Source organism: Vibrio sp. 1069 (genome assembly GCF_033340555.1).
Map to the genome: position 1 here is coordinate 639,014 of NZ_JAWOWP010000001.1, position 16,061 is coordinate 655,074.

General features: G+C 41.3%; 13 protein-coding genes and 6 pseudogenes. All 19 read left to right on the forward strand.

Features of this window, described 5'->3' with window-relative positions; all coding sequences use genetic code 11:
* Positions 1 to 24 precede the first annotated feature (24 nt).
* A pseudogene (locus tag R7040_RS02770) lies at positions 25 to 1,071 on the forward strand (type IV secretion protein Rhs); the annotation flags it as partial.
* The gene (locus tag R7040_RS02775) at positions 1,061 to 1,960 is read left to right on the forward strand and encodes an immunity 49 family protein (RefSeq protein ID WP_064353919.1); all 900 of its coding nucleotides are present in this window, start codon (positions 1,061 to 1,063) and stop codon (positions 1,958 to 1,960) included. The pseudogene R7040_RS02770 and the gene R7040_RS02775, both read left to right, overlap by 11 nt.
* Positions 1,961 to 2,080: 120 nt before the next feature.
* Positions 2,081 to 2,667, forward strand: a pseudogene (locus R7040_RS02780) (type IV secretion protein Rhs); the annotation flags it as partial.
* Position 2,668: 1 nt separating this feature from the next.
* Complete coding sequence (locus R7040_RS02785) at positions 2,669 to 3,562, forward strand: immunity 49 family protein (protein ID WP_064353920.1); 894 nt, start codon at positions 2,669 to 2,671, stop codon at positions 3,560 to 3,562.
* Positions 3,563 to 3,590: 28 nt separating this feature from the next.
* Positions 3,591 to 4,051, forward strand: a pseudogene (locus R7040_RS30555) (type IV secretion protein Rhs); the annotation flags it as partial.
* A 1-nt stretch (position 4,052) separates the two neighbouring features.
* Positions 4,053 to 4,943, forward strand: a complete 891-nt coding sequence (locus R7040_RS02790) for an immunity 49 family protein (RefSeq protein WP_033905285.1) — start codon at positions 4,053 to 4,055, stop codon at positions 4,941 to 4,943.
* A 175-nt stretch (positions 4,944 to 5,118) separates the two neighbouring features.
* Positions 5,119 to 5,628 (forward strand): annotated as a pseudogene (locus R7040_RS02795) (type IV secretion protein Rhs); the annotation flags it as partial.
* A 16-nt stretch (positions 5,629 to 5,644) separates the two neighbouring features.
* Positions 5,645 to 6,526 carry an immunity 49 family protein gene (locus R7040_RS02800; RefSeq protein WP_206971530.1) on the forward strand — a complete coding sequence of 294 codons (882 nt, stop codon included), beginning with the start codon at positions 5,645 to 5,647 and terminating at the stop codon, positions 6,524 to 6,526.
* Positions 6,527 to 6,694: 168 nt separating this feature from the next.
* The gene (locus R7040_RS02805; protein ID WP_248525200.1) at positions 6,695 to 7,594 is read left to right on the forward strand and encodes an immunity 49 family protein; all 900 of its coding nucleotides are present in this window, start codon (positions 6,695 to 6,697) and stop codon (positions 7,592 to 7,594) included.
* 168 nt (positions 7,595 to 7,762) lie between these two features.
* Positions 7,763 to 8,665 (forward strand): immunity 49 family protein, encoded by a 903-nt coding sequence (locus tag R7040_RS02810; protein WP_033905290.1) that lies wholly within the window; start codon positions 7,763 to 7,765, stop codon positions 8,663 to 8,665.
* 63 nt (positions 8,666 to 8,728) lie between these two features.
* Positions 8,729 to 8,942 (forward strand): annotated as a pseudogene (locus R7040_RS02815) (hypothetical protein); the annotation flags it as partial.
* Between the two features lie 196 nt (positions 8,943 to 9,138).
* Positions 9,139 to 9,357, forward strand: coding sequence for a hypothetical protein (locus tag R7040_RS02820; protein ID WP_033905291.1), 219 nt, complete (start codon positions 9,139 to 9,141; stop codon positions 9,355 to 9,357).
* 673 nt (positions 9,358 to 10,030) lie between these two features.
* Positions 10,031 to 10,930 carry an immunity 49 family protein gene (locus R7040_RS02825; protein ID WP_064353923.1) on the forward strand — a complete coding sequence of 300 codons (900 nt, stop codon included), beginning with the start codon at positions 10,031 to 10,033 and terminating at the stop codon, positions 10,928 to 10,930.
* A 305-nt stretch (positions 10,931 to 11,235) separates the two neighbouring features.
* Positions 11,236 to 11,679, forward strand: coding sequence for an SMI1/KNR4 family protein (locus R7040_RS02830; RefSeq protein ID WP_258470412.1), 444 nt, complete (start codon positions 11,236 to 11,238; stop codon positions 11,677 to 11,679).
* A gap of 159 nt (positions 11,680 to 11,838) precedes the next feature.
* Complete coding sequence (locus R7040_RS02835) at positions 11,839 to 12,738, forward strand: immunity 49 family protein (protein WP_301875983.1); 900 nt, start codon at positions 11,839 to 11,841, stop codon at positions 12,736 to 12,738.
* 72 nt (positions 12,739 to 12,810) lie between these two features.
* The gene (locus R7040_RS02840) at positions 12,811 to 13,068 is read left to right on the forward strand and encodes a hypothetical protein (protein WP_128740512.1); all 258 of its coding nucleotides are present in this window, start codon (positions 12,811 to 12,813) and stop codon (positions 13,066 to 13,068) included.
* Between the two features lie 429 nt (positions 13,069 to 13,497).
* Entirely contained in the window at positions 13,498 to 14,052 is a 555-nt protein-coding gene (locus tag R7040_RS02845) for an imm11 family protein (protein ID WP_064353926.1), read from the forward strand.
* Between the two features lie 88 nt (positions 14,053 to 14,140).
* Positions 14,141 to 15,040: pseudogene (locus tag R7040_RS02850) on the forward strand (type IV secretion protein Rhs); the annotation flags it as partial.
* A gap of 17 nt (positions 15,041 to 15,057) precedes the next feature.
* Positions 15,058 to 15,957, forward strand: coding sequence for an immunity 49 family protein (locus tag R7040_RS02855; protein ID WP_318081212.1), 900 nt, complete (start codon positions 15,058 to 15,060; stop codon positions 15,955 to 15,957).
* Positions 15,958 to 16,061: the final 104 nt, after the last annotated feature.

Below are 16,061 nucleotides of genomic sequence, written 5' to 3' on the forward strand. Positions count from 1 at the left end.
CGAGGTGGCTTATATGTTTACCGATATTCAATCAACCCCATCCAGTGGATTGACCCAACAGGTTTTCTTTGTGAAGAAGGGCTAAAACGCTTGCAGAAAATGCTGGCTGAGTATCAGGCGCAAAACAACGTTCCCCAAGAGGTTTGCGATCAGATTTTAGAAGCAGCAAAAGAGTCATCTGTCGGAGAAGATGGCGTTCGTTCGCAAGTCAAAATCCGAAAACCCAAAGGTAAAAACAATATTCGATATGAATACGATTTAGACCATATTCATTGTGAGAGAAACGAGATTACTTTTTATCGTCATATCAATCATTCAGATGGCAGCAGACACGAAGTGCAGTATGTTGTTGGGATTGAGGAATTTGTAAATGCGCATGTTTTTGACTCAGAGAAAGTTGGCGAGGAAGAAGGTTGCACGATCTTCACTGAAGATCTTGTGCTGAATAAAGCAGAGTATAAAGAAAACTCAGAACTCAATATGAGTGATTATGAGCTAACAGAAAGAAACAAAGCAAAAATTGATGAATGCTTGAAAGAGCGTCAAGAGGCAATGGACGCTCGATCTGGCGAAGAGGGATATAACGCTCAAATTGGTAATATTAACCAACAGTCTGCAAAAATAGGTGAGTTGGCCGCGGATGACTTTGTCCGGAGTAAACGTCCTAATGCTAAGCTGCTTCATCCCAAAGATATTGGAACCTCAATTTCGAAGCCGGGCGATTTTGATATGGTTTACGAGGTGGAAGAGCCGCCACCAGGTGAAATTATAATTGTTGAGGCCAAAGGGGGTAGCAGCCCGCTGGGTAGCAGAAAAATTGGAAATATGGCATATCAGCAAGGGACAACGGAATACACTGCCGAAATCACCAACCTAATGTCTGAAAAAAAGGAAGGAACGACTGAAAAATTAGCTGCCGACGAAATTCAATACGCCGCTTTATCCGGCAGAACTATTCGATATATACATACTCAAGCGAATATCCCTGAAAGTGGTAAGGCCTCAGATGTAAAACTAGAAGTGGCAGAGTTTAAAATTGATTCAAAAGGATTAAGTCAAAATGCAAAGTAAAGAATCGGTCAAATTTTTAGAGCGAAAAGCAAATCCTGAACTTGACACACAAGCCATTGTGAATCGGAAAAAATTTATAAACCGGGTTTTAGATAACAGAAAAGAAGGTCTTAAAGTCAGGCGGGAAAACCTGGTCAGTCTTGGTGATTTCGCCATTGACCAGGTTCGCTGGTATACCTGGTTTCAAACCTCGCATGAAGACGAACAAATTTGTACATTACGTCTTTACGAAACTTCTCTAATGGGCGCTTGTTATCATCGACTTGCTATGAATCCCAATGATGAATTAACTATCAAGATTCTCGACTATCCTGAAGTAAAGTGGGACGGGGAAGGCATTTTAAAAACGGGGTGCATAAATCTTAATAGATGGCTTGATATGTATTTCATATCGACAATTGTGCGTGACAGGCCAAGTATGGACATATTGGCGAACTTTCCAATTTCTTTGATGAGGCAGAGCTCTACCAAAGCGGGTGAGCTGTCTTATATGCTAGTAGACGTCATTCAGTCGTTCCACAACCGCACACCGGATTATCCTGATAAGCTGGTTGCAGCAATGGACGCAGCGGTAGCTCAAGGGGATAACTGGGCGTTGGAAATTGCGATGGGGATCCTAGAAACCTTCGCAGCGCTCACTACTAACATTGGTTATGATTTTGAGGAAGTGCTCGTTAAAAACCTACAGTTTCAAGAGAAATATCATCTTCGAGAATTAGGACCAGATAGAATAGGGATCCGCACGTTTATTAATTTCCCTCTGCTTGGCATGGCTTGCATGTGGTACGACAAAGGCAACCGTCTATCTGTTGAAACTGGTTGGCTTCCTCACTATCTCATCGAAGGACGTTGGTTAGAAGATGTAAAAGCAGGGAAGATCATTCGATAAACTCCTTTAGCAAATCAATATATAAGCCATCTCTCATGGGGTGGCATTACCAATATGCAGTCCACCATATCCAGTGGGTTGACCCAACAGGTTTGGGGCAGCCAATGCTGACATAGTATAAAAAAGTCTGAACTCAATACGAGTGATTATGAGCTAACAGAAAGAAACAAAGCAAAAATTGATGAATGCTTGAAAGAGCGTCAAGAGGCAATGGACGCTCGATCTGGCGAAGAGGGATATAACGCTCAAATTGGTAATATTAACCAACAGTCTGCAAAAATAGGTGAGTTGGCCGCGGATGACTTTGTCCGGAGTAAACGTCCTAATGCTAAGCTGCTTCATCCCAAAGATATTGGAACCTCAATTTCGAAGCCGGGCGACTTTGATATGGTTTACGAGGTGGAAGAGCCACCACTAGGTGAAATTATCATTGTTGAGGCCAAAGGGGGAGCAGTCCTTTGGGTAGTAGAAAAATAGGAAACGAAGCATGTCAGCAAGGAACGTCTAAATATGCAGCGGCAATAGTTGGTAAGATGTCTAGGAATGGGCGAAATACAACAGAGTGGGAAACAGCTAAATCAATAAGAAACGCTTCGAGGAGTGGACGCCCAATTAGATAGATACATACTAAAACCCCAATCTCTGAACCAGGGAAAGTTTCAAAGATTAAAGTAAAAGAATTTAATGTAGATTTAGGGAAGTTTTAAAATGTCTGACAAAATTAAAATAAAAAGAAATGCTGATCCAAAGCTGACCTCGGAGTTAATCAAAGGCTATAGTTCTGATATTGATGAAGACCTTGACACGCGCAAAGAGGTAATCAGTATTCGTAGAGAAAACTTAGTTGCTTTAAGTGATGAATCGTTTTATCTAGTGAGATGGTACTCGTGGTTCCCACACTCCATAGAAAATGAACAAATCGGAACACTTTGCCTGTATGAAGCGTCATTAATGCGCGCGTTTTATCATCAGTTAGCGATGAGGCCTGACGAACCTCAAAGTATTCAATTACCTAGATACCCAGAAGTGACCTGGAAAGGCGAAGGTATTTTAAAAACAGGCTTCATTTGTCCTTCAATGTGGCTAGATGCCTATTTTACCTCTGTCATCGTCCGTGACAAAGCTAGCATGGATGTGTTGGCGAACTTTCCGATTTCTTTGATGAGACAGAGCTCTACTAAAGCGGGTGAGCTGTCTTACATGTTAGTAGATGTCATCCAGTCGTTTCATAATCGCACACCGGATTATCCTGATAAGCTGGTTACAGCAATGGACGCAGCGGTAGCCCAAGGGGATAACTGGGCGTTGGAAATTGCGATGGGGATCCTAGAAACCTTCGCGGCGCTCACTACCGACATTGGTTATGACTTTGAGGAAATGCTCGTTAAAAACCTACAGTTCCAAGAGAAATACCAAATGAGGCTTGATAAGCCAGAGGACTTGATTTCTATAGAAACTTTCATATCCTTCCCTCTTCTTGGCATGGCCTGTATGTGGTACGACAAAGGCAACCGTTTATCTATTAAAACCGGTTGGCTTCCTCCTTATCTCGTCGAGGGGCGTTGGCTAGAAGATGTAAAAGCAGGGAAGATCACTAGATAAACTCCTTTAGTTAGCAATTCAGTATAATAACTTTCAAATCGCCAAGATTAATCGGCAATCTGCAGAAATTGGTGAGTTGGCCGCAGATGACGTTGTCCGGAGTAAGCGTCCTAATGCTAAGCTGCTTTATCCCAAAGATATTGGAACCTCAATTTCGAAGCCGGGCGACTTTGATATGGTTTACGATGTGGAAGAGTCTCCACCAGGTGAAATTATCATTGTTGAGGCTAAAGGGGGTAGCAGCCCGCTGGGTAGCAGAAAAATTGGAAATATGGCATATCGAATACACTGCAGAAATCACCAACCTAATGTCTGAAAAAAGGAAGGGACGACTGAAAAATAACAGCAAGACAAATCCAAGATGCAGCTTTATCCGGCATACCTATTCGATATATACATACTCAAGCAAGCATTCAAGAGAACGGGGATGCATCGGATGTAAAACTAAAAGTGGCAGAGTTTAAAATTAATTCTAAAGGGCTAATTTAAAATGCAAAGTAAAGTTGTAGAACGCAAAGCAAACCCTGAGTTGAGTGAAAGTGGGGTTTCTTCTGAGAAAGAATTTATCAATAAAATATTAGATAAAAGAAAAGAAGGCCTTAAAATCCGGCGGGAAAACCTGGTCAGTCTTGGTGATTTCGCCATTGACCAGGTTCGCTGGTATACCTGGTTTCAAACCTCGCATGAAGACGAACAAATTTGTACATTACGTCTTTACGAAACTTCTCTAATGGGCGCTTGTTATCATCGACTTGCTAGGAATCCCAATGGTGAATTAACTATAAAGATTCTCGACTATCCTGAAGTAAAGTGGGACGGGGAAGGTATTTTAAAAACGGGGTGCATAAATCCTAATAGATGGATTGATATGTATTTCATATCGACAGTTGTGCGTGACAGGCTAAGTTTAGACGTGTTGGCGAACTTTCCGATTTCTTTGATGAGACAGAGCTCTACCAAAGCGGGTGAGCTGTCTTATATGCTAGTAGACGTCATTCAGTCGTTCCACAATCGCACATCGGATTATCCTGATAAGCTGGTTGCAGCAATGGACGCAGCGGTAGCTCAAGGGGATAACTGGGCGTTGGAAATTGCGATGGGGGTCCTAGAAACCTTCGCAGCGCTCACTACTAATATTGGTTATGATTTTGAGGAAGTGCTCGTTAAAAACCTACATTTCCAAGAGAAATACCAAATGAGGCTCGATAAGCCAGAGGACTTGATTTCTATAGAAACTTTCATATCTTTCCCTCTTCTTGGCATGGCCTGTATGTGGTACGACAAAGGCAACCGTTTGTCAGTTGAAACTGGTTGGCTTCCAGCTTATCTCGTCGAAGGACGTTGGCTAGAAGATGTAAAAGCAGGGAAGATCATTCGATAAACTCCTTTAGCAAATCAATATACAAGCCATCTCTCATGGGGTGGCTTTTACGTTTGAGGTGGGGAGCTTGTTGTTTGTTGAACGCTCCATCATTGGTGGCATTACCAATATGCAGTCCACCATATCCAGTGGATTGACCCAACAGGTTTGGGGCAGCCAATACTGGCATAGTATAAAAAAGTCTGAACTCAATACGAGTGATTATGAGCTAACAGAAAGAAACAAAGCAAAAATTGATGAATGCTTGAAAGAGCGTCAAGAGGCAATGGACGCTCGAGCTAGCAAAGAGGGATATCACGCTCAAATTGGTAATATTAACCAGCAGTCTGCAAAAATTGGTGAGTTGGTCGCGGATGACTTTATTCGGAATATACGCCCTAATGCTAAGTTGAGCCATCCCAAAGACCTTGCAACTTAGGGATCGAAACCAGGTGATTTCAATATGGTGTACCTCTCAGATGATACTGAAGAAATCATCATCGTCGAGGCTAAGGGTGGCAGCAGGCCGCTCGGCAGTCGTAAAATTGGCAATGAAGCATATCAGCAAGGGACAAGCAAATATGCGGCGGAAATCGTTAAATTAATGTCTGAACAAAAAGCTGGTACAACAGAAATTGATGCTTCAGATGGCGTATCTAAAGTGAATGTAAAAGAGTTTGATATTAGCCTCGAAGAATTAGGTTAAGGGAAGTAAAGTTAGTATGAAAAAGATAAATAGAAAAGCAGCCTACGAGTTGAATACTGAGGAACTTAATTACTATACAAAACAAATAGAAAAAAACTTAGAGAAAAGAAAACATCGTATCACAATAAAGCGCGAAAACTTGATATATCTAACAGACGGGGTTTGGGAGCAAGTTAGGTTATATACTTTGTTTCCAGTGTCTGAACTAAATGACCGAATAGGAACGCTGCGTCTATTTGAAGCCTCGATAATGCAAGCTAGCTATCATCGACTAGCTCAAAAACCTGAAAGCCCTTTGACGGTTAAGGTACCTGATCATCCTGAAATAACTTGGAAAGGCGAAGGTATTTTAAAAACAGGTTTCATTTGTCCTTCAATGTGGCTAGATGCGTATTTTACCTCTGTCATCGTTCGTGATAAACCTAGCTTGGACGTATTGGCGAACTTTCCGATTTCTTTGATGAGACAGAGCTCTACCAAAGCGGGTGAGCTGTCTTATATGCTAGTAGACGTCATTCAGTCGTTCCACAATCGCACATCGGATTATCCTGATAAGCTGGTTGCAGCAATGGACGCAGCGGTAGCTCAAGGGGATAACTGGGCGTCGGAAATTGCGATGGGGATCCTAGAAACCTTCGCAGCGCTCACTACTAACATTGGTTATGACTTTGAGGAAGTGCTAGTCAAAAACCTACAATTCCAAGAAAAATATCATCTTCGAGAATTAGGATCAGATAGGATAGGCATCCGCACTTTTATTAACTTCCCACTGCTTGGCATGGCTTGTATGTGGTACGACAAAGGCAACCGTTTATCTGTCGAAACTGGTTGGCTTCCTCCCTATCTCGTCGAAGGGTGTTGGTTAGAGGATGTAAAAGCCGGAAATATAATTCGCTAAGCTTTAAAGGGAGCTAGGTCATCATTTCTGACGTTTTGTTGCGTTACACTTGGCATTATGTGTCCTTTTTAAAGATACCTAAGCCCTTTTACTCGAATAGCTTGAAGCGCTCAGACGTAGTAGTAGAAGTAGCAGAGTTTAAAATTGATTCCAAAGGACTACGTTAAAATGCAAAGTAAAGGAACAATCAAAATTGTAGAACGCAAAGCAGATCCTGAGCTGAGTGAAAGTGGAGTTTATTCTGAGAAAGAATTCATCAATAAGATATTAGAACAGCGAAAAGAAGGTCTTAAAGTCAGGCGAGAAAACTTGGTTAGTTTTGGTGATTTTGCCATTGACCAGGTTCGCTGGTATACCTGGTTTCAAACCTCACATGAAGACGAACAAATTTGTACATTACGTCTTTATGAAACTTCATTAATGGGGGCTTGTTATCATCGGCTGGCTATGTTTCCGAATGAGCCATTAACTGTTCAGATACTCGGTTATCCAGAAGTAACATGGGATGGTGAAGGTATCTTAGAAATGGGCTTCATTTGTCCTTCAATGTGGCTAGATGCGTATTTTACCTCTGTCATCGTTCGTGATAAACCCAGCATGGATGTATTGGCGAACTTTCCGATTTCTTTGATGAGACAGAGCTCAACCAAAGCGGGTGAGCTGTCTTATATGCTAGTAGACGTCATTCAGTCGTTCCACAATCGCACATCGGATTATCCTGATAAGCTGGTTGCAGCAATGGACGCAGCGGTAGCTCAAGGGGATAACTGGGCGTCGGAAATTGCGATGGGGATCCTAGAAACCTTCGCAGCGCTCACTACTAACATTGGTTATGACTTTGAGGAAGTGCTAGTCAAAAACCTACAATTCCAAGAAAAATATCATCTTCGAGAATTAGGACCAGATAGGACAGGCATCCGCACTTTTATTAACTTCCCTCTGCTTGGCATGGCTTGTATGTGGTACGACAAAGGCAACCGTTTATCTGTCGAAACTGGTTGGCTTCCTCCATATCTCGTCGAAGGGTGTTGGTTAGAGGATGTAAAAGCCGGAAATATAATTCGCTAAGATTCAAAGGGAGCTAGGTCATCATTTCTGACGTTTTGTTGCGTTACACTTGGCATTATGTGTCCTTTTTAAAGATACCTAAGCCCTTTTACTCGAATAGCTTGAAGCCCTCAGACGTAGTAGTAGAAGTAGTAGAGTTTAAAATTGATTCAAAAGGATTAAGTCAAAATGCAAAGTAAAGAATCGATCAAGATTGTAGAGCGCAAAGCAAATCCTGAACTTGACACACAAGCCATTGTGAGTAAAAAAAATTTTATAAACCGGGTTTTAGATAACAGAAAAGAAGGTCTTAAGGTCAGGCGAGAAAACTTGGTTAGTCTTGGTGATTTTGCCATCGACCAGGCTCGCTGGTATACCTGGTTTCAAACTACGCATGAAGACGAACAAATTTGTACATTACGTCTTTACGAAACTTCTTTAATGGGAGCCTGTTATCATCAACTTGCTATGAATCCCAATGAAGAATTAAGTATCCAGATACTCGGCTATCCAGAAGTGACATGGGATGGTGAAGGTATTTTTAAAACAGGCTTTATTTGTCCTTCAATGTGGCTTGATGCTTATTTTACTTCGGTGATTGTGCGTGATAAACCTAGCATGGATGTATTGGCGAACTTTCCGGTTTCTTTGATGAGACAGAGCTCTACCAAAGCGGGTGAGCTGTCTTATATGCTAGTAGATGTCATTCAGTCGTTCCATAACCGCACGTCGGACTACCCTGATAAACTGGTGGCCGCGATGGACGCGGCAGTTTCTCAGGGTGATGATTGGGCATTAGAAATCGCCATGGGTATTTTGGAAACTTTTGCGGCCCTGACAACTGACATCGGTTATGACTTTGAAGAAGTACTCATTAAGAACCTACAGTTCCAAGAGCAATACCAAATGAGGCTCGATAAGCCAGAGGGCTTAATTTCTATAGAAACCTTCATATCTTTCCCTCTGCTTGGTATGGCATGTATGTGGTATGACAAAGGCAACCGTCTATCTATTGAAACCAGTTGGCTTCCTCCTTATCTCGTCGAAGGACATTGGTTAGAAGATGTAAAAGCAGGGAAGATCACTCGATAAATCCTTTAGTTAGCAATTCAGTAAATAATCCACCTTTCACGAGGTGGATTATATGTTTACCGATATTCAATCAACTCCATCTAGTGGATTGACTCAACAGGTTTCCTCTGTGAAAAACGCTTACAGCAAATGTTGGCAGAGTATCAGGCACAAAATAACTTTCCCCCAAGAGGTTTGCGATCAGATTTTAGAGGCAGCAAAAGAGTCATCCGTCGGAGAAGATGGCGTTCTCTCGCAAGTCAAAATCCGAAAGCCAAAAGGTAAAAAACATATCAGAAGCTCTAGTCAAAATTCCAGTCAATGAATTAATAAAACTAACGGTATCTCGCCCTTTTTGGGGGCATTAAGCGTTGGATGGGAGCCTACGAGCGATTTTTACCCAGCAGTCGGTGAAGGTGGAGTTAATCAATTTCTAGGAGAAACTAAAAGTTGGGACGATAGCTAGGTTATCCCATTACAAAGTTGAGGATAAAATGAATTTTGAAGATGATCTTGTGACTATACTCATAAATTTCAGAGATAACATTATTAATGATATGGCTCTTAAAAAGTGGGTTACTAATAATGAGTGCGATTTAAAAGCCTTGCTAGGAAAGTCAGGGCTTACTTTGAAAATAAATAATGGTGATAGAAAGGCAGTTACGTCTGTAATTGCTCAATATAGTGGCTCGGAAAAAACTTATTTTATATAAGGAGGGCCCCTTCAAAGGCTTGACCGACGTTGAGTGCTGTGAAACAGCAATTGCTATGGCAGTTTCTAATGGAATTCTAAAAAAGTGCCTCAACCTCATTGGTTTCAGCCGTCCACTAAAGAGATCGGGGCCGCCGAGTTTTACGAATCTATAGGCAGTAAATCTGTTTGGAATCTGGTAATCCCAGAGCGAGCATCTAGAGGGTACTGGAAAAAATAGGTTAGATCTCTATTTTTGGCGTTCATGTTTCGTGACACATGGCATTTTATGGCTAAGACTCAACGGTATGTCACTTAACTAGGAGTTGTCCCCTAAAAAATAATGGCGTGTTTTCTTACAACCAGGAGACTACGGTATGGCCTACCTTGTAGAAGAACCCAAAACCCAGGGAAATTATTCTCGTAGACGTTAAGAGGTATTAGCCCACTAGACAGCCGTAAGGTTGGAAATATGGCATATCAGCAAGGGACAACTGAATATGCAACTGCAATTACTGATCTAATGGCTCAAAAGGACAAAGATACAACCGAATAGAAAGCGGCCAGAAGTATAAAAAGCATTGAGAAAAAAAACTCCTGTTAGATATATTCACACCGCAGCGGCTATTTCTGATGCTGGAGAGGTTTCTTCAGTTAATGTAAAAGAATTTAACGTAGAATTAGGACTGGATTAAATGTCTGATAATAAAAAGAAAGTTAGCATGAGGAGAAAGGCGGAACCTCAATTGACACCAAATGATGTCGCTGACTACCAAATGTATATCAATGAAGATTTAGATGAGCGCAAAGAGCTAATAGCAATCCGCAGGGAGAACTTAGTCGCTCTTAGCGACGACGTTTCAGAACAAGTGAGGTGGTATAGTTGCTTTCCATCTTCAATAGAAACTGAACAAATCGGAACACTTTGCCTTTATGAGGCATCATTGATGCGTGCTTTTTACCATCAACTTGCCATTAAACCAAATGAACCTCAAAGCGTTAAATTACCTGATTATCCAGAAGTGACATGGAAAGGCGAAGGTATTTTGAAAACTGGATGTTTACACCCTAATCGATGGTTAGATGCTTATTTTACTTCGGTGATTGTGCGTGACAAAGCTAGCATGGACGTATTGGCAAACTTTCCTATTTCTTTGATGAGACAGAGTTCTACCAAAGCGGGCGAGTTATCTTATATGCTAGTAGACGTCATTCAGTCGTTCCACAACCGCACATCGGACTACCCAGATAAGCTGGTTGCAGCAATGGACGCGGCGGTAGCTCAAGGGGATAACTGGGCGTTGGAAATTGCGATGGGGATCCTAGAAACCTTCGCAGCGCTCACTACTAATATTGGTTATGATTTTGAGGAAGTGCTCGTTAAAAACCTACAGTTCCAAGAGAAATATCATCTTCGAGAATTGGGACCAGATAGGATAGGCATCAGAACTTTTATCAACTTCCCTCTGCTTGGCATGGCATGTATGTGGTACGACAAAGGCAACCGTCTATCTATTGAAACCGGTTGGCTTCCACCCTATCTTGTTGAAGGACGTTGGCTAGAAGATGTAAAAGCAGGGAAGATCACTAGATAAATTCTCTTTACTTATAAGCCATCTTTTACGAGGTGGCTTATAAGTTTATGGTGAGGGGTTCGTTGTTACGCGATTACAAAAGAGGCAGCGAAGCGTTTTACTTCAAAGCAGTTGTTCAAAATGATTAAATCAGGAAGACTTCTCGACGGATTTAATCATTCACCATAAGACCTCTTTTATTTCGGAAAGGGGATAACTCGTTCAATAACTTCAGGGTAATGAATTCCAAGCCTCATCAGAAGTACAATAAGCGATTGCACTGGTACGATGAAGGCAAAATATATATCAAAAATAGAGTTTTAAATATGAGAAGCTTAGACGTAATGCTCGATCAATTCACCGAAAAAGAAGGGTTTGAGTGCTTTGGAGAGTTGAATGACGTATCAATTCATGAAATGGAAAATCAGCTAGGATTATCCTTTCCGGAGCCATATAAAGTTTTTCTAAGAAAATATGGTTACGTTGAGTGGTTTGGTCATACGATTTATGGATACTCTGAAGATGAGCACTATCTTACAGTTGAGCGCACTCTTGAACTTCGCGAGGATGAGATACCGAGTGATTTTGAGAAAATACCACAAAACGGTTGCGTATTAGAGCGCTATGCCGGAGGTGGCTACTACTTTTTATTTTCAAATGAATCAGAAAGATCGGGGCAAGTAGCCCTTTTCATAGATGAATTGTTTGGTAAAGAAGCCCAATCATGGACAACATTTGAGGCATTTTTGGAATATATGCTCAGCCTTTGAACTGTTGTTACATAGAGCCTCAATTTCGAAGCCAGGCGACTTTGATATGATTTACGAGGCACCAACTGAAATTACATACACAAGCAGAAATACCCTCTAGCGGTAAGGTTTCCAAGTTCAAAGCAAAAGAGTTTGATATAGATATAGGAGAGTTCAGAAGTGGTTGATAGCTCAGAGGTAAAAAAGGTTGAACGAGTAGCTCATGTTGAACTAAGTGATTTTGAAAGAGAAGCTTATCGAGAAGAAATAAAAGAGAGTTTAGACAAAAGGAAAAGGCGCATATCTATAAAAAGAGAAAACTTGGTTTACTTGAGCGATGGTATTTCTTATCAGCTCCGTCTGTATACATGGTTACCTCCATTAGACGATGATGAGAGAATCGGCACGCTATGTCTATATGAATCATCATTGATGCGTGCTTTTTACCATCAACTTGCCATCAAGCCAAGCGAGCCTCAAAGCATTAAATTACCTGATTATCCAGAAGTAACATGGAAAGGCGAAGGTATTTTAAAAACAGGCTTCATTTGCCCCTCAATGTGGCTAGATGCGTATTTTACCTCTGTCATCGTTCGTGACAAAGCTAGCATGGATGTGTTAGCGAACTTTTCGATTTCTTTGATGAGACAGAGCTCTACCAAAGCGGGTGAGCTGTCTTATATGCTAGTAGACGTCATTCAGTCGTTCCACAATCGCACATCGGATTATCCTGATAAGCTGGTTGCAGCAATGGACGCAGCGGTAGCTCAAGGGGATAACTGGGCGTTGGAAATTGCGATGGGGATCCTAGAAACCTTCGCAGCGCTCACTACTAATATTGGTTATGATTTTGAGGAAGTGCTCGTTAAAAACCTACAGTTCCAAGAGAAATATCATCTTAGAGAATTAGGGCCAGATAGAATAGGGCTCCGCACGTTCATTAATTTCCCTCTGCTTGGCATGGCTTGCATGTGGTACGACAGAGGCAACCGTCTATCTGTTGAAACCGGTTGGCTTCCACCCTATCTTGTTGAAGGACGTTGGCTAGAAGATGTAAAAGCAGGGAAGATCACTCAATAACACCCTTTAGTTAGCAATTCAGTCTATAAGCCATCTTTCTCTTGAAATGGCTTTATATTTATGGTGGGGAGTTTGTTGTTTGCCGAACGACCAATCATTCGTGGCATTATCAGAAAACCCAAAGTTAAAAATCATATTCGATATGAATACGATTTAGACCATATTGATTGCGAGAAGAACGAAGTTACTTTTCATCGTTATATCAATCATTCAGATGGTAGTAAACGCAAAGTTCAATATGTTGTAGGTATAGAGGAAATTGTCCAAATCATCCCCTTAAATAAAACTCAAAGGAGGGGAGTGTTGCGAATTATTATGGCGGTTCTTTAAGAAGAGGTTGTGGGCTCAAGTTAAATAACGAAATAGTTGGCGGGTTACCTGAAAACCATGCTGGAAATCACCAAATTAGTATCAATATTGGTCAGGAATATCCGGTCATGCATAGAGCTACCGAACTTGATTACAACATTAACAGAGGTGCAAATGGGATTGCACTTCCAACTAATATTAAAACATCTGTCGAAATAGGCCTTCCCTGACACGTGGGTAGACATCTAAGTGCAAGGCACCAAGGTTCTCAGGTGCTTTAGTTCGACGAGAAATGAGAGCGTTGTAAACTAAGTATGGTCGTGGTTTGATCGATGATATGATTTTTGTAGATGAAATTGGAAAAACAGAAAGTAACATTAGGAATGCTCTGGAAAAGAATGAAGCTCGATCGCAATTGGATGATCCGCAATGGAAAAGTAGGAAGTAGTAATGACACTTAAAATTTGGACCAACAAGGTAGATAGAGACTCCGATTTTACTCACGGCAAAGTAACGCAGTCTAGTGTATTAATAGGATTGAATCTGACGGGAGGCGTTGCCCTAGGAGACAAATGGCCAAAAGTTACTATTGATGTCATATCAGATGACAAGCCTGCGGATAGTTTTCTTAGTGGTCCTTTATTAATCGTGAGTCGACGGTTATCTGATTTAATTTCTAAGCACACACAAACGAGTGAAGTTGAATTCCTACCGATTGAGGTTAATTACCAAGGTAAAAGTTTTGGTGAATACTATTTTTTAAATGTTCTTGCGATTTGCGATTTACTGGATAGAAATCATTCAATATTTAGTGAGTTTGATGGAGAGGTTGATTCAATTGATCGAGTTGTCCTTAAGAAAGATATTGAAATGCAGAAAACTATATTTCAACTGGATGCTATCGAGTGGTTATTATGTGTCGATGAAAAACTGGCTGAATTAATCGAGAACAAAGATTTTTCAGGAGTGGTATTTAAGTCAGAAAGTGAATGGCGTCCTTTTTAGAGCTCCTCGGGTATTTTTTTAGCCATCTCTTACGAGGTGGCTTTTATATTTATGATTGGGAGCTTGTTAGTTGAACTGTCAATAGTGGCATTACCAATATGCAGTCAATCCTATCCAGTGGATTGACCCAACAGGCTTCTTGTGTGAAGAAGGGCTAAAACGCTTGGGTCAAATGTAGGCAGAGTATCAGGCCCAAAGCGATGTCCCCCAAGAGGTTTGCGATCAGATTTTAAACGCTGCAAAAGAGTCATCCGTCGGAGAAGATGGCAGCAGACACGAAGTGCAGTATGTTGTTGGGATTGAGGAATTTGTCAATGCGCATGTTTTTGACTCTGAGAAAGTTGGCGGGGAAGAAGGTTGCACGATCTTCACTGAAGATCTTGTGCTGAATAAAGCAGAGTATAAAGAAAACTCAGAACTCAATATGAGTGATTATGAGCTAACAGAAAGAAACAAAGCAAAAATTGATGAATGCTTGAAAGAGCGTCAAGAGGCAATGGACGCTCGATCTGGCGAAGAGGGATATAACGCTCAAATTGGTAATATTAACCAACAGTCTGCAAAAATAGGTGAGTTGGCCGCGGATGACTTTGTCCGGAGTAAACGTCCTAATGCTAAGCTGCTTCATCCCAAAGATATTGGAACCTCAATTTCGAAGCCGGGCGACTTTGATATGGTTTACGAGGTGGAAGAGCCACCACCAGGTGAAATTATCATTGTTGAGGCCAAAGGGGGGAGCAGTCCTTTGGGTAGTAGAAAAATTGGAAACGAAGCGTATCAGCAAGGGACTAGTAAATATGCTGAAGAAATCACTAAGCTAATGTCTGAAAACGAAGATGAAACGACAGAAAAAATAGCTGCGAAAAAAATCAGAGATACATCTTCATTCGGTATTCCGATACGGTATATTCACACCAAGGCGAGTATTCCGGAAACAGGTGATGCATCAGATATAAAAGTAGGAATAGCTGAGTTTAAAATTGATTAAGAAGGGTTAGTTCAACAATGCAAGGTAAAAAGCCAATCAAAATTATAGAGCGTACAGCAAGGCCCAAGTTAGATGATAATAGCATTGCTTCTGAGAAAGATTATATCAATCGAATCTTAGATAAAAGAAAAGAAGGGCTCAAAATTAGGCGAGAGAACTTGATTAGCTTTGGAGATTATGCATTCGAGCAAGTGCGCTGGTTTACGTGGTATCAAGCTTCATCTGAAGACGAAAAAATTTGTACATTACGCCTTTACGAAACTTCGTTGATGAATGCTTGTTATCATAGCCTTGCAATACATCCCAGTGATGAATTAACCATAAAGATCCTCGGCTATCCTGAAGTAACATGGAAAGGCGAAGGTATTTTAAAAACAGGCTTCATTTGTCCTTCAATGTGGTTAGATGCCTATTTTACCTCTGTCATCGTCCGTGACAAAGCTAGCATGGATGTGTTGGCAAACTTTCCTATTTCTTTGATGAGACAGAGCTCTACCAAAGCGGGTGAGCTGTCTTATATGCTAGTAGACGTCATTCAGTCGTTCCACAATCGCACATCGGATTATCCTGATAAGCTGGTTGCAGCAATGGACGCAGCGGTAGCTCAAGGGGATAACTGGGCGTTGGAAATTGCGATGGGGATCCTAGAAACCTTCGCAGCGCTCACTACTAATATTGGTTATGATTTTGAGGAAGCGCTCGTTAAAAACCTACAGTTCCAAGAGAAATATCATCTTAGAGAATTAGGACCAGATAGGATAGGCATCAGAACTTTTATCAACTTCCCTCTGCTTGGCATGGCTTGCATGTGGTACGACAAAGGCAACCGTCTATCTGTTGAAACTGGTTGGCTTCCTCCCTATCTTGTCGAAGGACGTTGGTTAGAAGATGTAAAAGCAGGGAAGATCACTCGATAAACCCCTTTAGTTAGCAATTCCGTATATGAGCCACCTCTCATGGGGTGGCTTTTACGTTTATGGTAGAGAGTTTGCTGTTTGTTGAACCATATAGTGCGCATTGT